We start from the raw sequence: 19,480 nt of genomic DNA on the forward strand, positions 1-19,480 counted from the left end.
AGGATGAGAGCAATGATCTGTGGACCACATACCAGCGTATTCAGGAGAACCTGATTAAGGGCGGGCTCAGTGGACGGAGTGCGAAAGGCGGACGAACGCATACCCGTGCGGTGCGCGGTATTGACGGTGATGTGAAGCTCAACCGGGCTCTCTGGGTGATGGCGGAAGCGATGCTGAGTGGGTTTCAGTCCTGAGCTTGTTATCAATATGTTAGGAAGGGACACTCCTTGTCCGTTTTACCTCCATTGGATTGAGTGTTTTATCACCGCATTCCACGGAGTACCGCGTCGGGCCTGCCTCCGGTGGCAGATAAAAAATAGTTCATTCCATGTCCATACCCTGTCCTCCCCCCTCTTTAGAATCATTTCATATTCAGTCAGTTAATTATTACGGAGATCCGAGATGACACAGGCAGAGCGCCGTCATGACCGGCTGGCTGTCAGGCTGTCACTGATAATCAGCCGCCTGGTTGCCGGTGAAACGCTGAACATGGCGCGGCTGGCTGCAGAGTTTGGTGTGTCAGTCCGTACCCTGCGACGGGATTTTCGCGAACGGCTCATGTACCTCGACCTTGAGTATCGACGGGGGCAATGTCGCCTGCGCAGCACCGGCGGGGGCGTACAGGGCGAGCTGGATGCGCTGACCTTTGCTCACCGGTCCGGACTGGCCGATATCTTTCCGGGGCTGGACCGGCGTCTGGCGGGCATGCTGCTCACAGCAGGAGGGATGCCCTGTCTGGTGTGGCAGCCACCACAGTCTGTGTCACCCGCCATCTCACTGGTGTTCTACCGTCTCGTCAGTGCCATTACCGCCTGCCAGCGGGTACTGTTGCTGGCTGAGGGAGAGCGCTGTGACGGACTGGCCCCGTACCGCCTGATATCACTCGACGGCTGCTGGTACCTCACCGGTGAACTTAACGGGCATATCACCGTGCATCCTCTGACGGCCATTCATGCAGTAACGGTCCTCAATACCACTTTTATCCCGAAAAAACGTCTCAGCCAGCTAACCACACAGGCGGGCTTTATCCGGGCTCTTCCGCACTTCAGTTTCATCCATGAAGTTTTGTCACAGGTTGCTGATAACGGGGAATCGGGATGGACTTCATTTTAATAACCTCTGTTAAGAAGGAAAAGCTATGACCTGGCATTACGAAAAAAATGGCATACGTCACGACAATGTGACCGAAGACGACATCACTGGCCTGATTGTGCGCGGTGAACTGACGGCAACCACGCTGGTGTGGCGACAGGGTATGACGGATTGGCAACCGGTCTCCGCCACCCCGCTGGCTTCGGCGCTGCTCCACAGCACCACACCACCAGCACTGCCGGGGAGCCGCATTCCGGGCGGAGTGGTATGGACGCTGGCATTTGCGCCTTTTATTGGTTATGCGCTCGAGCTTTGGACGGCAGGGCTGAACGGGATGGCGTTTGAGGAAGCGTATGAGGCCGTCTCGGGTGGGCAGTACTGGTTTATCACGCTGTTGCTCAATATCGCTCTAGGGTATCTCGATGAACGCCGTCTGCGTAAGGCCGGAGTGGATACCACCACGTTCGGCAAACTGGCCTGGCTGGTACCGTTCTATCTGTGGCGGCGGGCGAAAACCCTCGGTCAGAAACCGGCTTACTTCTGGGTATGGCTGGCAATGCTGGTTCTGGCCGTTATGGCCTGAATCCTGCTCAGACAACAACATGCCTATATGATGCAATAAAAGGATATCACGATGAAAAAAAGACTCACTACTCTGGCTGTCACAGGGCTCCTGCTGCTCACGACCAGCGCACATGCCTACGATGTCACCGGTCGTCTCACCAACTGGTACGACATGAAGAAAAGCGGCTGGACCTCTGCGAATGGCTATGATGATGTGAAAATGCTCAATGCGCTTGGGTTGAAGGCTGACATCATTGGTTATTATCCGTGGACGAATACATTTTTGCTGCGCCAGGCCTATAACACCCCTCTGTATCTAGCTGACAAAAAAACAAAAACCGTCCGTTACCTGAACCTGAAAACGGCTAGCGGATATGCTTCTGATCTTGATGTGGTGTACCAGGGTGAGGATAACGGTAAAGGGTGTTACTTCAGTATCGTCGATACACAGGTGCAGCTTGAGATGGTTAATAAAAAGGCGGAGCCCCGTGTATTGATGGTGCTGCCTGAAAGCTGCACAAATAAACAACAACTGGCTGCCATTAAGGCCAGGCAGACAGAAAAGGATCGCCAACTGCAACAGTGGGCCTCTCAGCAAAGCCTAAAAGAACTGTGCCGCCGTACCGGTAACTGCTGAGCATCTGATTAAAGACGTTTTAAATCACACCAGATGCCCTGCAAATATATCGGGTGTCATCTGGCACCCATTAATTCAGGAAGAATGCCATGTTAAGTATTATCACTTCAGCCATATCCGCCCTCATTCTGTTGCTCGCCACCTTCAGTGCCAGTGCCGCTCAGCTTCCGGCAAACCTGATGGATAAAGACAATCCCGGCCAGGAGTACTGGTGCCAGGGAAACGACATCAACACCTCCATGTGCTCACTGACCGGTGTCAGCGACGACCATAAATTTGCCCTGATTCAGGACCTGCCGGGCCCGGCCTGTGAAGACTTAAGCTTCGGGGTTATCGACCTGGTGCACCAGACCGGTGTCAACATTCCTTACGACGGTGGTGACTGCAAGGGCGATGTGCAGGCCGGGTTTGTGCGCGGCACGAAAGATAATGCCCTGTATGTGAAGATTGTCCGGGGCAGCAAAACCTTACGGCTGTATAAGGTGCAAACCGGTTACTGACAATCCCCCTACACATGCAAACTCCCACAGCCCCTGACGCATCTGCGTCAGGGGCTTTTGTTTTTAAGGTACATCGAATGCCTGAATCTCACATGCTGCCACCGGGACCTTTTACCCGACAGCAGGCCGAAGCAGTTACCCGCCGGTATCGCAACATCGGCATTGAAGACGACCAGGGTAGTCACTTCCGCCTGGTGGTTCGCGACGCCGAAGGCCGGATGGTCTGGCGGGCATGGAACTTTGAACCGGATGCCGGTGAAGGGCTTAACCGTTATATCCGCAGGTCAGGTATCCGCACTGACATTTTCACCCGCTGACCCCGAATCATTTACCACCAATATTTAACCTTCCTGAACCCACTTTATTACCCCATGCGCCAGCCATCGTCGCTGGCATTTTTTATTAATGGAGATATACCCATGACTACAGCGACACAAAACAACCTCGCATCTGCTAACGAATCCGAATTTGAACTGACCGTAACGCAGCTACCTGACGAACAGCGTATCTGCTTCTGGCCGCAGCACTTTGGCACCATTCCACAATGGACAACGCTGGAACCGCATATTTTCGCCTGGATGGGCCGCTTCTGTGCGGATTACAGCGGTGGTATCTGGTCCTTTTACACCCTCAGCAATGGCGGCGCGTTTATGGCCCCTGATGCTGACAGTGACGATAAATGGCATCTGTTCAACAGCATGAACGGCAATGGTGCAGATATGAGTGCAGACGCTGCCGGTATCGCGGTCTGCCTGATTGAATACAGCCACCATGCCTGCCGTACAGAGTGTGACGCAATGACCGCGCACTATTACCGCCTGCGGGACTACGCCCTGCAGCATCCAGAAGCCCACGCCATTCTGCGCATCATTGACTGACCGGAGGAACAACGAATGAAACAGCTTTCCTTTTTACCCGGCGAGATGACGCCACAGGACCGGCATCTCATTCAGCGGGCGCTGAGGATTCTTGACCGGCATCTGCATGAGCCCGGGGTGGCCTTCACCTCCACTCACGCCGTCCGGGAGTGGCTGCGACTGCATATGGCCACGCTTGAGCGGGAAGAGTTCCGGGTATTGTATCTGGACAACCAGAATCAACTGATTGCCCATGAGACGCTCTTTACCGGCACGATTAACCGCACCGAGGTGCATCCCCGGGAAGTAGTCAAACGTGCACTGCACTTCAATGCGGCGGCGGTGATACTGGCGCATAACCATCCTTCCGGCGAGACGACGCCCAGCCTAGCCGACAAAACCCTCACGCAGCGGCTGGTGCAGGTACTTCAGCTGGTGGATATCCGTGTCCCTGACCACCTGATTGTCGGCGGCAGGCAAATTTATTCGTTCGCTGAACACGGTCTGCTGTGAGGTATGACATGAAAATTATCAGTAAACGCCGGGCAATGACGATATACCGCCAGCATCCGGCCTCACGCATTTTTCGATACTGCAGTGGAAAATATCAGTGGCACGGTAGCGTCTGCCATTACACCGGCAGGGACGTGCCGGATATCTCAGGTGTCCTGGCGGTATACGCCGAACGTCGCCAGGACCGCAACGGGCCGTATGCCTGCCTGATGAGTATTACCCTGAACTGACAATAACGGAGGTTATCAATGAGCAACATCACATGGGGCCTGCAGCGGGATATTACGCCACGCCTGGGAGCCCGTCTGGTACAGGAGGGGAACCGGCTGCATTATTTAGCTGACCGGGCCAGCATCACCGGCCAGTTCAGTGACGCAGAATGCCGGAAGCTGGATGTGGCATTTCCGTACTTTATCCGCCAGATGGAATCCATGCTGACTACCGGTGAACTGAATCCTCGCCACACCCACTGCGTCACTCTGTACCGCAACGGTTTCACCTGCGAAGCCGATACCCTTGGCAGTTGCGGCTACGTATATATCGCCATTTATCCCACTCAGCGCTAATAACTTCCACGAGAGCAAACATGAAATCTCAACCTGCAACAACTCAGCGGGCGGCGAAGCCCTGCCTGTCACCCGTGGATGTCTGGCAAATGTTACTGACACGTCTGCTGGAACAGCACTATGGTCTCACCCTCAACGACACACCATTCAGTGAGGAACGTGTTATACAGGAACATATCGATGCCGGTATCACGCTGGCTGATGCCATTAACTTTCTAGTGGAAAAGTACGAACTGGTTCGTATCGATCGCAGAGGGTTTAGCTGGCAAGAACAAACGCCATATCTCACGATTATTGATATCATGAGGGCCCGCCGGGATCTGGGTTTATTAAATCGTAATTAGTCTGATACTAACGGTGTCGCTGCTTTCGAGTATGCCTGCCATTTGCTATCATCTCGCTTCCTGCTGATTTATCGACAAAGGTAATTACTTGAATTCAAAGCCTCTGTGCTTTGGGGGTATCTTTGGGGGTATAAGTTAAGATATAACTTGAAAACTCTATGTTTTTCAAGTTATTGATTGGCTTGTTCTAATCCCTTCGCCGCTCCAAAACTCTCTCCCTGTAGTTATTCTTTATAAATGTTAAATAGCGACACCGAAATCCGGTGGTAGTGTGCTGTTACCTTCACCCAGATTACGTTGTAGCAATACCGTGTCGAGCCATAGTCCATGTTTGAAGCCAATGTTTTTCAGTGTGCCGATTTCCGTAAATCCGGCCTGCTGATGGACTTTTAACGATCCCTGATTATTGCTGTCGCCGACGATGGCAATCAGTTGCCGATAGCCCTGTGCTTCAGCCCAGCCGATCACATGACGCAGTAAAGCTTTTCCTACACCCTGACGCTGAGCCGTTGGAGCAATATAAATCGAATCCTCAAGGGTATAGCGGTAGGCATAACGCTCGCGATAGCGGGTGAGGTAGCAATACCCGATGACCTTATCTTCCTGTAGCGCGACGACCCACGGCAGCCCGAGGCTGCGGATTTTTTCCAGACGAGCAAACATCTGGTGAGCATCCGGCGGCTCGGTTTCAAAGCTGCCGGTACCGTGAAGAACATGATGTGCATAGATATCGCGTATGGCGGGGATGTGCTTTTCTTCTGCGTTAACGATTTTCATTGACCGGCTCCCATTGGCGTCTTTGCCCAGATTACCTGAAAGACTGAGGGGAAGGTAAGTGCAAAAAATTATGCTTCGATCAGTTGCTTGCAATGCTAATAGGCTTTCATATTGTAAGGGGAAATAATTGATTGTGGTTGATGTTGTCAATAATACGCAAGGTTGGTAAATACATTAACGCGTAGAGTAATACACAATTATTTGTGCACGTCTTCGAGCGTGTATCCAAATACCAATTATGGTAGGTTTCGAAAAATGATGAAGAAAGTTATTTGATTTCAATGTGTTGTTTCTGTATCTAATTCTTCTTGCGCCTGTACCCTTATTTTCATTTCATTGGCCCTGTTTGAGCCCTAAAAATTAAGTTATATTTTGTTGTTAGCAGAGAGCCTATTATCAGACTTTTCTCTATTCACCTCTCAAAATAGTTACCATGCAAACAGTTGCGCGGTGTAGCTATGCTAACCAGCAATAGTAAGCATCGTCACATGATGTCACCGGGCAAACTTTGTTTAAATCCAGAATTCAATCCCAAGAGTATTAGGATTATTTAGTCTAAAATACTTTTTTGACTAAGACTTTTCTTATTCCGTAGCCACGAACTACATGGAGTGATAAAATTCCCGAGTTTATGCCTCCTGCTCAACGATTAGGGGACGCGGTGCGGGTAGTCAATAAGACGAAAGAATTAATTGCTTTATAACCCTATTACGAAATAAGCGGCAGTGCATCTTACATGGTCGGCAATCGTCAGGGATTGACCTTAACTTATTGAAAACGCTTATTTTTACTCTGATGTAAGATATAAGGGCAGATATGTTCAGTATGCGTCGACATGCCAACTTCATTAAACGTTTTAAGTCTGTAAGCTGTTTATTTACGGCCAGCATTCTTTTCCCTATGCAAATCTCTGCTGCGGTATCAGATTATGATGCTTTGGTTATTGAAGCGCGGGGGGGGAATAGTGCGCCGCTATTGCGCTACCTTGAGGATCAGGGAAAGAAAAGTGCGCTAACGCCAAACCAGGTTGCCGACTGGCTGCAAGTTTCCAGTTGGGTTGAGAACAACGATAAAACAACAATTGAAATCTGGCAGCGGTATCGTGGGCAGATGGATGTACCTGCACGGGGAAAAGTCGCCGCAGCGCGTGCGTATCGTAACCAGAAAAACTGGAATGATTCATTGGCGGTGTGGGAAAGCGTTTTACAGGAAGAACCTGATAACGTTGATGTACGCACCGGCTGGATAATGACGCTGGCAGATGCGCGCTACAATCAGCAAGCCCTTACCGAAGCGAATAAATGGGCTCAGGCACATCCGGGCGCAGATTCCGACGCATTGCTTGCCTATGTATATCATTCTCAGGGGAAAAATTGGGATGCACTGTTGGTTGCCAGCCAGGCGGATGACGTCGATCCTGGCAACAAAAATGCAAAATCCACGCTGTTGTCTGCGCTGTCAGCGAACCGTGTTTCCGGACCAGCCTTAAATATGGCGGAAATCGTACCTACGGCAGATCCTGTGAAGCGTCGCCTTGAGCTTGATGCGGCGGCTGAAATGGTCCGATCCTCTTATACGTCCGCACGTAATGAAGAAGAACGTTTTATCGTAGCGGATAAAGCGCTGGCCCGTTATGACCAGTTGTTGGCGGCCTGGAAAGATGAGCCGTCTGCGCAGAATGATGTCCGCCGGGCGAGAATAGACCGTATGGGTGCCCTGTTGGTGCGTAAGCGTACTGCCGAAGTGATCGAGGAATATGAGTCCCTTTCCGCAAGCGGCGAAGTACCAAACTACGCAAAACGTTGGGTGGCATCAGCATGGTTAAGCGAGCGTCAGCCGGAAAAAACCGAAGCGATGTTGGCGAGCATCTACTACCCAAATGGGCCTATCCCGGTGACGCCGCTCAGTCCAGAGGATCAACAAGATCTGTTCTATGCACACATTGATAATGAAAACTTCGATGCTGCCAAAAAACAAGTCGATGATTTGATCAAAGAAAGTCCGTATCTGCGGCGTATCTATGGCTCGCCAACGCCGCAGCCTAACGATAACTGGCTGCTCGGACAGTCGCTGCTGACGCAATATCATATCGCTGCCAATGAACTGCCAGAGGCAGAAAAGCTCGCAGAGCATCTGGCACGAACAGGCTCCGGTAACCAGGGACTGCGCATTTCCTATGCCTCTGTGCTTGAAGCGCGTGGATTGCCGCATGCGGCGGAGAAAGAGCTTAAGCTGGCGGAAGTGATTGAGCCAAGCAACCTGGAGCTGGAGCGTCAGCAGGCTTACGTTGCGCTGGATCTCCAGGAATGGAAGCAGGCCGATGAACTGACGGATGACGTTATTGCCCGTAGCCCGGATGATGAAGCGACGCTGCGCCTCGCGCGTATTCGTGATGTCCACAAAATGTCGGAAGTGCGCATTAGCGGCACGCAGGGGATCTCGTCCGATAGCCCGGTCAGCGGTAAGAATGACTTCAACATCAACACGGCTATTTACAGTCCGCCGATTAATGACAACTGGCGACTGTTTACTGGATTCAACTTCGCTACCGGTGAATTTGAGGAAGGGAAGGGCATCAGCCGCGATCTGGCGGCGGGTGCAGAATGGACTTCCCGTGATTACTGGGCGGAAATGGAAGTGTCTGGCCGAAATTATGGCGATGGTCAGAAGATTGGTGGGCGTCTATCCGGCTGGCATGACTTTAATGACAACTGGCGCGTAGGCGGTTCGGCCGAGCGCTTGTCGCGTAATACGCCATTGCGCGCGCTGCGTAGCGGTGTGTATGCCAACGGCGGCGATATGTTCGTTCGCTGGTATCAAAACGAACGACGTGAATATCAACTGTCGTTTGCTGCATCACATTTCTCAGACGGTAACGATCGCATCGAATACGGACTCAGCGGAAAAGAGCGCATCTGGACCACGCCTCGCTTCACGCTGGACTTTACGCCGGGCATTGGCGGGAGCACCAACACCAAAGAGAATGTGCCGTATTACAACCCGAAGAGTGATTTTTCGGTTGTCCCTGGCCTGAGCGCAGAGCAGGTTCTTTACCGCCACTATGATACCGTCTGGACGCAACAAGGTCTGGCAGGCGTAGGTGGCTACTGGCAGCAAGGTGAAGATGCAGGCGCTATCGTCCAGGTAGGATACGGACAACGGCTTAAATGGAACAACGTCGTAGATGGCGGGGTGATGCTGATTTGGGATAAACGCCCCTATGACGGTAAACGTGAGCGGAATATCTCCCTCGCTTTCGATTTAAATGTCAGGTTTTAAGGATTGTTCATGCTGAAAAGATGCCTGTGGCTTAGCGCATTAATCGCTGGCTGGTTGATGATTACCGCGTGCAGCAGCGCGCACAATACAACGCCTCGCTATGTTCCTCCTGGGGAGAGAACACCGCTGACGGCGGATCATCAGTGGCCGAAAAATAGTTTCCTGGTACTGGGCTATCACGATGTTGAAGATGGTGCTGCCGACCAGCGTTACCTCTCTGTGCGTACCAGCGCGTTGAGCGACCAAATGGCCTGGCTGCGTGATAATGGCTATCAGCCGATCAGCGTGCAGCAAATTCTGGATGCCCATGACGGTAAAATTGTACTGCCGGAAAAAGCGGTATTACTCACCTTTGATGACGGGTATAGCAGTTTTTATACCCGCGTCTGGCCATTGCTGAAAGCCTACAACTGGCCTGCGCTCTGGGCGCCAGTAGGCAGTTGGGTTGATGCACCAGCCAACAAAAAAGTCGATTTTGGCGGCTTAATGACAGCGCGAGATAAATTCGCCACCTGGAAAATGGTCGAAGAAATGGGGAAATCGCCGTTGGTGGAAGTCGGTGCGCACACCTGGAACTCGCACTTTGGCGCTGAGGCCAATCCGCAGGGGAGTAAAGAGCCAGCTGTAGCGAACCGCCTGTATGATAAGAAAACTGGCACTTACGAAACGGACGAACAGTACACGCGACGTATAAACACGGATATTTCTCTGATCACTAACAAGATAAAATCGGTGACAGGGAAATCGCCGCGCGCGTGGGTATGGCCGTACGGCGCAGCCAACGGCACGACGTTAAACCTGGCCAAAGAGCATGGCTATAAGATGGCCTTTACGCTTAATGAAGGGTTGGCGAATGCCGCGTTTCTCGATGATATTCCGCGCGTGCTGATCTCTGATAACCCATCCCTTAAGCGCTTTGCCAGTCAGGTCGCTCAGGTCCGTGAGCCACAGACGATGCGCGTGATGCATGTCGATCTGGATTACGTGTATGACAAGGACCCTGCTCAGCAGAAGCGAAATATCGATAAGCTGATCCAGCGCGTTTATGACATGCGTATTTCTCATGTCTTCCTGCAGGCGTATGCCGATCCGCAAGGCGACGGGAATATTCGTGAGGTCTATTTCCCCAACCGCTGGCTGCCGATGCGTGCCGATCTCTTTAACTATATCTCCTGGCAATTACAAACGCGGGCAGGGGTGACGGTATATGCCTGGATGCCGGTTCTGGCTTTCGATCTCGACGCGTCTATTCCACGCGTAACCGCATGGGATCCGAAAACGGGACGTACTGCTATCAATCACGAGAACTATGTCCGCCTTTCACCCTGGAGCAGCGAAGCGCGTCAGCGCATCACTGAAATCTATGAAGACCTGGCGAAGCACGCCAGTTTCAAAGGTATTTTGTTTCATGACGATGCTTTCCTGACGGACTTTGAAGATGCGTCACCGGAGGCGTTAGCCGCCTACCGTGCCGCAGGGCTTCCGGGCAGTATCGAGCAAATACGTAATAATCCTCAGGCGTTCGAGCGCTGGACGCGCCTGAAAAGTAAGATGCTGATCGATTTCACCAAACAGCTGACTCAGTCTGTGCGTAATATTCGCGGTCCACAGGTGCAAACTGCGCGCAATATTTACGCCATGCCGGTACTGGAGCCTGAAAGTGAAGCCTGGTTTGCACAAAACCTGAATGATTTCCTCAATACCTATGACTGGACGGCGCCGATGGCGATGCCATTCATGGAACAGATCCCGGCCAATGATGCCAACGCATGGCTTGACCGACTGGTGAATGCCGTTGCACAAAACCCTGGGGCGCTGGATAAAACCGTGTTTGAACTGCAGGCGCGAGACTGGCGTAAATCCGGGGATCAGGCTGAAATCAGCGGAAAACAAATAGCCGAATGGATGCGCCAGCTGAAATTAAGCGGTGCAGGTAACTACGGCTATTACCCGGATGATTTCATCAGCGACAAACCTGAGATGTCAGAGATTCGCTCGACGTTCTCCTCATACTGGTATCCGCAAAAATGACCGATCGCATTATTGCTTTCCTGATACTTTGCCTGATGTTCAGCCTGCCGTTTGGCGTGGCTGTCATCTTTACAGGTGAAGTGATGTTGAACTTCGTCTTCTTCTGGCCTTTGTTCATGTCTGCTTTGTGGATAAGCGGCGGAGTCTATTTCTGGTTTTACCGTGAACGTCACTGGAAATGGGGAGATGACACGCCACCACCGACCCTGCCGGGGAATCCACTGGTTTCCATTCTGATCCCCTGTTTTAACGAAGGGATCAACGCGCGTGAAACCATTGAGGCCGCACTGGCACAGCGATATAAGAATATCGAAGTGATTGCCATCAACGATGGTTCAACGGATGACACTCACGACGTGCTGGAACAACTGGCAGTGGAATACCCCAGCCTGCGGGTGATTCATCTGGCTGAAAACCAGGGCAAAGCGCTGGCGCTCAAGACCGGTGCGGCCGCGGCGCGCAGCGATTACCTGGTGTGCATTGATGGCGATGCGTTACTGGATCGTGATGCCGTTGCCTATATTGTGGCTCCGCTGATCCAGTTCCCGCGCGTTGGTGCGGTGACGGGGAATCCGCGTATTCGAACCCGCTCTACGTTAATCGGTCGTGTGCAGGTCGGTGAGTTCTCTTCCATTATCGGCTTAATTAAGCGTACTCAGCGAGTCTATGGGCAGATCTTTACCGTTTCTGGCGTAGTTGCGGCGTTTCGTCGTCGCGCGCTGGCCGAGGTCGGTTACTGGAGCCCGGACATGATCACTGAAGATATCGATATCAGTTGGAAGCTGCAATTGCGCCACTGGTCGGTATTCTTTGAGCCGCGCGCACTGTGTTGGATCCTGATGCCTGAAACGTTAAAAGGGCTGTGGAAGCAGCGTTTGCGCTGGGCGCAGGGTGGTGCAGAGGTGTTTATCGTTAACATGCGTCGTCTGTGGTCGTGGGAGTTCCGCCGCATGTGGCCGCTGTTTCTTGAGTTTTGTTTTTCTACCGCCTGGTCGTTTGCCTATGCGATCAGTATCGTGCTGTTCCTGTTAGGGCTGATGATCCCGATGCCGGACTCGCTGTATGTGCAGCATCTGTTCCCGCCAGCCTTTACCGGACTTATCCTCGGCGTGGTGTGCTTGCTGCAGTTTGCGGTGAGCCTGATGATTGAACGACGTTATGAAAAAGGCATTGGCGCCTCGTTGTTCTGGATTATCTGGTTCCCGGTGGTGTACTGGATGCTAAGCCTGTTCACCACGCTGGTCGCGTTCCCGAAAGTGATGCTCAAACGCAAACGCGGCAGAGCGCGTTGGGTGAGTCCTGACCGTGGAATTGGGAGGATCGAATCGTGAATCAGCCACTGATCTTTACGGAGCGGCGTCTGCTGCCTCGCATTATCGATGTGTTGTTGACGCTCATCGCCTGGGTTGGTTTCTTATACCTGATCTATAAAGGATTGATCACGGCCCTGGCGCATTCACCGTATATGGGGGTGCGACCCTTTTTCACCACGCTGGATACGGTCACGTTTTATATCCTTGTCGCCCTGGTCAACGGCCTGGTACTAATTGGCTGGGCGAAGTACAACCAGTTTCGTTTTCGGGTGGAACGCCGCAGTCGCAGACCCGGGCTGGAAGACCATGAGCTGGCAGAAAGTTTGCGTATTACCCGGGAGCTGGTTACGGAACTGAACAAGGCGAGGGTGCTGACGGTCCACCATCATGAGAGTGGCGAAATCAGCCATATCGATGTGGACAGGGATATTGCCGATAACCGCCTCCCGCCGCCAACGCCTGCGATGCTGGAGTATTTGCCACCAGAGCAGCAGCCGTCGTTGCAGAACAGGCCCGAGTGATATTTCTGCTTTCAGCAGCTTCCTTCAGCCTCGCATAGGTCTATGATTAGACCCAGACAATAAAAAAATGTGAGGCAATGTCGTGGATAAGGAACTACTGGATGCAGGTTACCGGGCCTATACCGGCGAGAAGATTGACGTCTATTTCAACACGGCGATATGTCAGCATTCGGGCAATTGCGTGCGGGGAAGCGCGAAACTGTTTAACCTGAAACGTAAACCGTGGATCATTCCGGATGAAGTGGATGTCGAGACGGTCATCAAGGTCATCGATACCTGTCCGAGCGGTGCGCTGAAATATCGCCAGAAATGAGTGAGGGGACCATGGAAATTCTTGCAGGCCACAACAAGTTTTATGTCAATGATGCTGAGGGCAACCAGGTTGCCGAGATAGTATTTGTGCCGACGGGCGAGCATCTGAGCATCATTGAACATACCGATGTCGACCCCAGCCTGAAAGGTCAGGGCGTCGGCAAACAGCTGGTGGCGAAAGTGGTAGAGAAGATGCGCGCTGAAAACCGCAAAGTTATTCCGCTGTGCCCGTTTGCCAAACATGAATTTGATAAAACCCGCGAGTACGACGATATCCGCGCCTGATCATCTTATGTGTACCGGAAGGTATAACAGCCATCCGGTTCATCACTCCCGATGCAGCAGATCCTGATAAATCCCCGTCAGTATCCCTTGTGGCCCAAACTCTTTTTTAATCCACTGAGTTACACGACCGGTTGCCGAATGCTGGGTGGCCAACAGCATTCGTGAATCCTGACGCGGGTTGTGGATCTGCCGCGTCACCAGCAACGACTTTTCCATCGCCTCGCGCACCATGTAGTCCGGCAGAAAACCGATGCCTTCACCCAGGATCTGGCACTGGCACTTGGTATTAAAATCGGGAACCAGAATCGACTCCTGTCCGTGTAACAGCCAGCCGACCTTCTTGTTGATGGTGTGTGCGGTGTCTTCCACCATGATGTTCGGGTACAGGCGTAACTGGCTCTCAGAAATGGGTTCCGGCATAAAGGCAAGGGGATGATCCGGTGCAATCGCAAACGACCAACGGATCGCGCCGATCTCGGTGTAATCAATTCCGCCGCCATCCAGTAACGTATCGGGCGCGCCAATGGCGATATTAGCCAGGTTGTTGATGATCGAATCCCAGACGCCGTTATACACCTCGGTGGTGACGGTTATCTGGCAGGTTGGAAACTGTTTCTTGAGTACCTGCAGCAGCCGCGCTGTATGTTGAGGGGTATACAACAGCTGGTTAATACAGATGCGTACCCGGGCTTCAATGCCCTGAGCGATGGTATCAATGCTGCGCTTGATGGCGTGGAAATCGTTGAGCAGGTCGGTCGCCTTGCGAAACAGGTAGCGCCCGGACTCGGTCAGTTCAATGCTGCGAGTACTGCGGGTAAACAGCACCACGTCGAGACCCATTTCCATGCGCTTAATGGTGTAACTAATTGCCGATGTGGTTAAGCCTAGCTCTTCAGCCGCCTTGCTAAAGCTGCTGTAGCGGGCAGCCATCGTAAACGCCAGTAGGTTTTCCTCGGTAAATATTGAATTCATCTTTCTCCCCTCCGGCGACAATGCGCATCCGCAACACGATGATTGTTGAATGTATTTGTAATCCTTATACAGAGCAATCAGTTTTGAACAAAATTTAACACTAGTTTTACATTTGATTTGAAGGCAATCACACTTCTGTATTTTAATTGCAGGCCGCTATCCGTGCAGCATACCGCCTGATTCACCGGACTACTGATTAGTGGCTAAAAGGGCCCCAGCCATAAGGGAAAGATTGCACTACAGCACGTTTTGTTCTCATTGTTAAAATTGATTCAATAATCGATGCGCTAACGATGAATGAAATTTAAGCGGATGTTATTCTCTGCACTCTGTTGCTATTCTCAGGTTATCGGATATTTAAAAAGTCTAAAAAACTGCAGGAGAGCGATTATGTCAGAGAAAGAACTCATTACTGAATTTCTGCTGGCGGCAGAACAGGGCAATGCCGATGGATTAAAATCCTGTCTGGTAAAAAATGTGGATATTAATGCCACTAACCGCCAGGGGCGTACTGCCATTATTATTGCCAGCCTGAATAAACATTATGACTGTGTTTCTTTATTGATTGCTGAGGGGGCCGATATTAATAAACAAGATCAAACTTGTTTTAACCCCTTCCTGATTAGCTGCCTGACGAATGATTTAACGCTGTTGCGTACGGTATTACCGGCTAACCCAGACCTTAATTGTCTGAGCCGTTTTGGCGGTGTCGGTATTACGCCAGCCAGCGAAAAAGGCCATGTCGAGATCGTGCGTGAGCTGCTGCTGCGTACCGATATCAATGTCAACCATACTAATTTTGTTGGCTGGACGCCGCTCCTGGAAGCCATCGTACTTAATGACGGTGGCGCGTAGCAGCAGGAGATCGTTAAGCTGCTGCTCGACCATGGCGCAAATCCGCACATGACGGATAAATACGGTAAAACCCCGCTGGAACTGGCGCGAGAGAAAGGGTACCACGAAATTGCCGAGCTGCTGATTGCGGCCGGAGCCTGACACAGGAGCGCCATTATCGCTACGCCATCACGGCGATGCGTACGGGCGCTAACCGCAGACAGCGCGTTTCTCACTTTCCGGGGAACGGGACGGGTTGAACAGGTTTTTTCCCACGCGGTAAACCTGTTGATACCTGAACAGCAGCGGCTGCTGACGTTACTGAGTGAAGATTGTGATAACGCACCTAACAGCTGTCGGCTGGCGCTGACGCATTGTGAAGACCTGTTTCACCCCGGTGAGCTGGTCAATTTTAGCGGGTCGGGAATAGTTGTTGGCAATGATAAATGGATAGAAACCGCCGGTTGCCTGCTGTGGCGAATACCACTGTGGACATCTGATGCAGCAAGTCTTGCCGCAGTCGGCTGGCAGCATTGGGAAGAGGTTATCCGCCAACAGCTAAGAAGCGACGACACATTATTTCTGTATCAGGGTGACAATCCGTTTTTTCAGGAAATCACCCGTCAATTACACAACCGCCGACAAACATTACTGACGGCGTTGCGTACAGGAGAAAATATCTCTACAGCGGTCAGCCATTTAATTGGTTTGGGGATTGGTCTGACGCCCTCATCGGATGATTATTTAGTGGGCCTAAGCACTATTCTATTTATTCCCGGACATCCGCTGAGGAAATATCGTGAAGATTTTTTAGCAGCTTTACAATGTGCCGGAAATAATACGACGCTACTCAGCAAAATAACATTAGAGGAAGCTTTTCATCAGCGTTATCGGGAAAGCGTTGGACGGCTGCTCAACCATATTATTACTGAGCAACAACCCGTTTCTACACAATATATTACTGACATTAAAAATATTGGCTCAAGTTCTGGCTGCGACATGCTGTATGGCATGGCGGATGCCTGCGCCCTGAGCTACAGGTCCGGAGGGAATTATGTCGATCAGGATAGTTGTTAAAAAGAACACGTATTTTGATTCTGTCTCACTGATGTCTATCTCCACGCGCGCAAATAAGCTCGATGGTGTTGAGCAGGCGTTCGTGGCTATGGCGACAGAAATGAATAAGGGCGTGCTGAAGAATCTCGGCCTGCTCACGCCTGAGCTGGAAGAGGCGAAGAGTGGCGATCTGATGATTGTCATTAAAGGCGCGAGCGACGAAGCAAACGCGCAAACGCTGGTGGCGATTGACGATCTGTTTACGCATAAAGAGCAGGGTGGCCAGCACGAAGCGCGCTATGCCACGCTCGCCAGCGCGAAGAAGCACGTTCCCGACAGCAACCTGGCGGTGATCTCGGTCAACGGCCTGTTTGCCGCGCGTGAAGCGCGTCAGGCGCTGCAAAATAACCTCAACGTGATGTTGTTCTCTGACAACGTCTCTCTTGAAGACGAGCTGAAGCTTAAGCAACTGGCGCACGAAAAAGGGCTGTTGATGATGGGGCCAGACTGCGGAACCGCCATCATTAACGGCGCGGCGCTGTGTTTTGGCAACGCAGTGCGTCGCGGCAACATCGGAATTATTGGTGCGTCCGGTACCGGTAGCCAGGAGCTGAGCGTACGCATTCACGAGTTTGGCGGCGGAATTTCTCAACTGATTGGCACCGGTGGACGCGATCTGAGTGAGAAGATTGGCGGCCTGATGATGCTTGACGCGATTGGCATGCTGGAGGCCGATCCGCAAACTGAGATCATCGCGCTTATCTCCAAACCTCCTGCGCCAGCGGTGGCGCGCAAGGTGCTGGAACGTGCGCGCGCCTGTCATAAGCCCGTGGTGGTGTGTTTCCTCGGACGTGAAGCCGCGCCTGCGGATGAAAAAGGCCTGCAGTTTGCCCGCGGTACTAAAGAGGCGGCGTTGAAAGCTGTACTACTTACCGGCGTGAAAAAAGAGAGCCTGGATCTGCATCCGCTCAACTGGCCGCTGATTGAAGAGGTTCGCGCCCGTCTGACCCCGCAACAAAAGTACATCCGTGGCTTGTTCTGCGGTGGCACGTTGTGCGATGAGGCGATGTTTGCTGCCATGGAAAAACATGCCGAAGTTTACAGCAACATTCATCCGGACCCGGCGTTCCGCCTGCAAGATCTCAACCGCAGCGTGGCGCATACCTTCCTCGATTTCGGTGATGACGATTTTACCAACGGTAAACCGCACCCGATGATCGATCCCACCAACCGCATTAGTCGTCTGTTGCAGGAAGCGCGCGATCCTGAAGTCGGCGTGATCGTGATGGACTTCGTCCTTGGTTTTGGATCGCATGAAGATCCGGTTGGCGTGATGCTCGACGCGATCGTTGAAGCCAAAGCGATCGCCGCCGCAGACGGTCGTCCGCTTGAGATCCTCGGCTATGTGCTGGGAACCGATCTTGATACGCCGTCGCTGGAAAAACAATGTCAGATGCTGACTGATGCGGGCGTTATCTGGGCGAGCAGTAGCACCAACACCGGATTGCTGGCGCGTGAATTTATCTGTAAAGGGGAGGAAGCCTGATGAGCCAGACACTGTTTAACCAGCCGCTGAATGTGATTAATGTCGGTATCGCGATGTTCAGCGATGACCTGAGAAAGCAGAACGTTCCCGTGACCCAGCTAGACTGGACGCCGCCGGGTCAGGGCAACATGCAGGTGGTTGCTGCACTGGACGAGATTGCCGATTCGCCGCTGGCAGACAAAATCGCTGCCGCTAACCAGCAGGCGCTGGAACGTATTATCCAGTCGCATCCGGTGCTGATTGGCTATGACCAGGCAATCAATGTCGTACCGGGGATGACCCGCAACACCATCCTGCATGCCGGGCCGCCGATCCGCTGGGAAAAAATGTGCGGTGCGATGAAGGGCGCGGTCACCGGGGCGCTGGTGTTTGAAGGACTGGCGAAAGATCTGGATGAAGCTGCCGAACTGGCCGCCTCGGGTGAAATTATCTTCTCACCATGTCACGAGCATGACTGCGTTGGCTCGATGGCGGGTGTGACCTCTGCGTCGATGTTTATGCACATCGTTGAGAACAAAACCTACGGCAACCGCGCATATACCAATATGAGCGAGCAGATGGCGAAGATCCTGCGTATGGGCGCGAACGATCAGAGCGTTATTGATCGTCTGAACTGGATGCGTGATGTGCTGGGACCGATGCTGCGCGACGCCATGAAGCTGGCGGGCGAAATCGATCTGCGCCTGATGTTGGCGCAGGCGCTACACATGGGCGATGAGTGCCATAACCGTAACAACGCCGGGACGGCGCTGCTGATTCAGGCGCTGACGCCGTGGATTATTCAGACCGGTTATCCGGTTGAGCAGCAGCGTGAGGTGTTCGAGTTCGTCCTCAGCAGCGATTACTTCTCCGGGCCGACCTGGATGGCGATGTGTAAAGCCGCAATGGACGCCGCCCACGGCATTGAATACAGCACCGTGGTGACGACGATGGCGCGAAACGGTGTTGAGTTCGGTCTGCGCATCAGCGGCTTACCGGGTCAGTGGTTTACCGGTCCGGCGCAGCAGGTGATTGGCCCGATGTTTGCAGGCTACAAGCCGGAAGATTCCGGACGTGATATTGGCGATAGCGCGATCACCGAAACCTACGGCATTGGCGGTTTCGCCATGGCGACGGCACCGGCCATCGTGGCACTGGTGGGTGGTACGGTCGAAGAGGCCGTTGATTTCTCGCGCCAGATGCGTGAAATCACTCTCGGCGAAAACCCCAACGTCACCATTCCGCTGCTGGGTTTTATGGGCGTACCGACTGCTATCGATATTACGCGCGTGGGCAGCACCGGCATTCTGCCGGTGATTAACACCGCCATTGCGCACAAAGACGCGGGGATCGGCATGATCGGCGCCGGAATAGTCCACCCGCCGTTCGCCTGTTTTGAAAAGGCGATCCTCAACTGGCGCGACCGCTACTGCCAATAACAACAATCGGGGCTAACGCGGTTAGCCCCACAGTAGCGAAGCGAAAAACGTTGCTTACCTGCA

Annotated in this window: 21 protein-coding genes and 2 pseudogenes; 21 read left to right on the forward strand and 2 right to left on the reverse strand. The window is 52.6% G+C overall.

What is annotated here, in order from left to right:
• The 11 genes and pseudogenes from OGX67_RS12390 to OGX67_RS12440 form a co-directional block, all read left to right on the forward strand.
• Positions 1 to 194, forward strand: a pseudogene (locus tag OGX67_RS12390) (DUF932 domain-containing protein); the annotation flags it as partial.
• A gap of 208 nt (positions 195 to 402) precedes the next feature.
• Positions 403 to 1,113 (forward strand): DeoR family transcriptional regulator, encoded by a 711-nt coding sequence (locus tag OGX67_RS12395; RefSeq protein WP_048998192.1) that lies wholly within the window; start codon positions 403 to 405, stop codon positions 1,111 to 1,113.
• Between the two features lie 25 nt (positions 1,114 to 1,138).
• Complete coding sequence (locus OGX67_RS12400) at positions 1,139 to 1,675, forward strand: DUF4339 domain-containing protein (protein WP_048998191.1); 537 nt, start codon at positions 1,139 to 1,141, stop codon at positions 1,673 to 1,675.
• Between the two features lie 51 nt (positions 1,676 to 1,726).
• On the forward strand, positions 1,727 to 2,293 hold the full coding sequence (locus tag OGX67_RS12405; protein ID WP_048998190.1) for a hypothetical protein: 567 nt from the start codon (positions 1,727 to 1,729) through the stop codon (positions 2,291 to 2,293).
• A gap of 89 nt (positions 2,294 to 2,382) precedes the next feature.
• Complete coding sequence (locus OGX67_RS12410; RefSeq protein WP_048998189.1) at positions 2,383 to 2,793, forward strand: hypothetical protein; 411 nt, start codon at positions 2,383 to 2,385, stop codon at positions 2,791 to 2,793.
• Positions 2,794 to 2,870: 77 nt separating this feature from the next.
• Positions 2,871 to 3,110, forward strand: coding sequence for a DUF905 domain-containing protein (locus tag OGX67_RS12415; RefSeq protein WP_048998188.1), 240 nt, complete (start codon positions 2,871 to 2,873; stop codon positions 3,108 to 3,110).
• 102 nt (positions 3,111 to 3,212) lie between these two features.
• Positions 3,213 to 3,671, forward strand: a complete 459-nt coding sequence (locus OGX67_RS12420) for an antirestriction protein (protein ID WP_049016518.1) — start codon at positions 3,213 to 3,215, stop codon at positions 3,669 to 3,671.
• Between the two features lie 15 nt (positions 3,672 to 3,686).
• Positions 3,687 to 4,163 carry a JAB domain-containing protein gene (locus tag OGX67_RS12425; protein WP_257651646.1) on the forward strand — a complete coding sequence of 159 codons (477 nt, stop codon included), beginning with the start codon at positions 3,687 to 3,689 and terminating at the stop codon, positions 4,161 to 4,163.
• Between the two features lie 8 nt (positions 4,164 to 4,171).
• The gene (locus OGX67_RS12430; RefSeq protein ID WP_048997881.1) at positions 4,172 to 4,393 is read left to right on the forward strand and encodes a DUF987 domain-containing protein; all 222 of its coding nucleotides are present in this window, start codon (positions 4,172 to 4,174) and stop codon (positions 4,391 to 4,393) included.
• A gap of 18 nt (positions 4,394 to 4,411) precedes the next feature.
• A complete protein-coding gene (locus OGX67_RS12435; RefSeq protein WP_048997880.1) occupies positions 4,412 to 4,729 on the forward strand; it encodes a type IV toxin-antitoxin system YeeU family antitoxin in 318 nt (105 codons plus the stop codon).
• Between the two features lie 20 nt (positions 4,730 to 4,749).
• The gene (locus tag OGX67_RS12440) at positions 4,750 to 5,073 is read left to right on the forward strand and encodes a TA system toxin CbtA family protein (RefSeq protein WP_048997879.1); all 324 of its coding nucleotides are present in this window, start codon (positions 4,750 to 4,752) and stop codon (positions 5,071 to 5,073) included.
• Between the two features lie 240 nt (positions 5,074 to 5,313).
• On the opposite strand, the gene OGX67_RS12445 is transcribed toward OGX67_RS12440, so the two are convergent.
• Positions 5,314 to 5,850 carry a GNAT family N-acetyltransferase gene (locus OGX67_RS12445; RefSeq protein ID WP_032949993.1) on the reverse strand — a complete coding sequence of 179 codons (537 nt, stop codon included), beginning with the start codon at positions 5,848 to 5,850 and terminating at the stop codon, positions 5,314 to 5,316.
• A gap of 816 nt (positions 5,851 to 6,666) precedes the next feature.
• On the opposite strand from OGX67_RS12445, the gene pgaA reads away from it, so the two are divergent.
• From pgaA to OGX67_RS12475, 6 genes are all read left to right on the forward strand, one after another.
• Positions 6,667 to 9,129, forward strand: a complete 2,463-nt coding sequence (gene pgaA / locus OGX67_RS12450) for a poly-beta-1,6 N-acetyl-D-glucosamine export porin PgaA (protein WP_130715393.1) — start codon at positions 6,667 to 6,669, stop codon at positions 9,127 to 9,129.
• Positions 9,130 to 9,138: 9 nt separating this feature from the next.
• On the forward strand, positions 9,139 to 11,160 hold the full coding sequence (gene pgaB, locus OGX67_RS12455; RefSeq protein WP_003033857.1) for a poly-beta-1,6-N-acetyl-D-glucosamine N-deacetylase PgaB: 2,022 nt from the start codon (positions 9,139 to 9,141) through the stop codon (positions 11,158 to 11,160).
• Positions 11,157 to 12,491 (forward strand): poly-beta-1,6-N-acetyl-D-glucosamine synthase, encoded by a 1,335-nt coding sequence (pgaC, locus tag OGX67_RS12460; RefSeq protein ID WP_003033859.1) that lies wholly within the window; start codon positions 11,157 to 11,159, stop codon positions 12,489 to 12,491. The genes pgaB and pgaC overlap by 4 nt, the downstream gene beginning before the upstream one ends.
• A complete protein-coding gene (pgaD, locus tag OGX67_RS12465) occupies positions 12,488 to 12,994 on the forward strand; it encodes a poly-beta-1,6-N-acetyl-D-glucosamine biosynthesis protein PgaD (RefSeq protein WP_032949990.1) in 507 nt (168 codons plus the stop codon). Before pgaC ends, pgaD begins: the two co-directional genes overlap by 4 nt.
• An 82-nt stretch (positions 12,995 to 13,076) precedes the next feature.
• Entirely contained in the window at positions 13,077 to 13,307 is a 231-nt protein-coding gene (gene yjdI / locus OGX67_RS12470) for a 4Fe-4S mono-cluster protein YjdI (RefSeq protein ID WP_003033864.1), read from the forward strand.
• A gap of 11 nt (positions 13,308 to 13,318) precedes the next feature.
• A complete protein-coding gene (locus tag OGX67_RS12475) occupies positions 13,319 to 13,591 on the forward strand; it encodes a GNAT family N-acetyltransferase (protein ID WP_003033869.1) in 273 nt (90 codons plus the stop codon).
• 42 nt (positions 13,592 to 13,633) lie between these two features.
• On the opposite strand, the gene OGX67_RS12480 is transcribed toward OGX67_RS12475, so the two are convergent.
• Entirely contained in the window at positions 13,634 to 14,563 is a 930-nt protein-coding gene (locus tag OGX67_RS12480; protein ID WP_003033874.1) for a LysR substrate-binding domain-containing protein, read from the reverse strand.
• A gap of 390 nt (positions 14,564 to 14,953) precedes the next feature.
• Here OGX67_RS12480 and OGX67_RS12485 point away from each other — a divergent pair.
• The 4 genes and pseudogenes from OGX67_RS12485 (at position 14,954) to OGX67_RS12500 (ending at position 19,417) form a co-directional block, all read left to right on the forward strand.
• Positions 14,954 to 15,559: pseudogene (locus tag OGX67_RS12485) on the forward strand (ankyrin repeat domain-containing protein).
• A 15-nt stretch (positions 15,560 to 15,574) separates the two neighbouring features.
• Complete coding sequence (locus tag OGX67_RS12490; protein WP_493524538.1) at positions 15,575 to 16,474, forward strand: oxamate carbamoyltransferase subunit AllH family protein; 900 nt, start codon at positions 15,575 to 15,577, stop codon at positions 16,472 to 16,474.
• Positions 16,452 to 17,999 carry an acyl-CoA synthetase FdrA gene (fdrA, locus tag OGX67_RS12495; RefSeq protein ID WP_257651644.1) on the forward strand — a complete coding sequence of 516 codons (1,548 nt, stop codon included), beginning with the start codon at positions 16,452 to 16,454 and terminating at the stop codon, positions 17,997 to 17,999. The genes OGX67_RS12490 and fdrA overlap by 23 nt, the downstream gene beginning before the upstream one ends.
• Entirely contained in the window at positions 17,999 to 19,417 is a 1,419-nt protein-coding gene (locus tag OGX67_RS12500) for a YlbE family protein (protein ID WP_071697467.1), read from the forward strand. The genes fdrA and OGX67_RS12500 overlap by 1 nt, the downstream gene beginning before the upstream one ends.
• Positions 19,418 to 19,480 lie beyond the last annotated feature (63 nt).

It is taken from the genome of Citrobacter sp. Cf118, from assembly GCF_030334095.1.
Classification (GTDB): Bacteria; Pseudomonadota; Gammaproteobacteria; order Enterobacterales; family Enterobacteriaceae; genus Citrobacter; species Citrobacter freundii.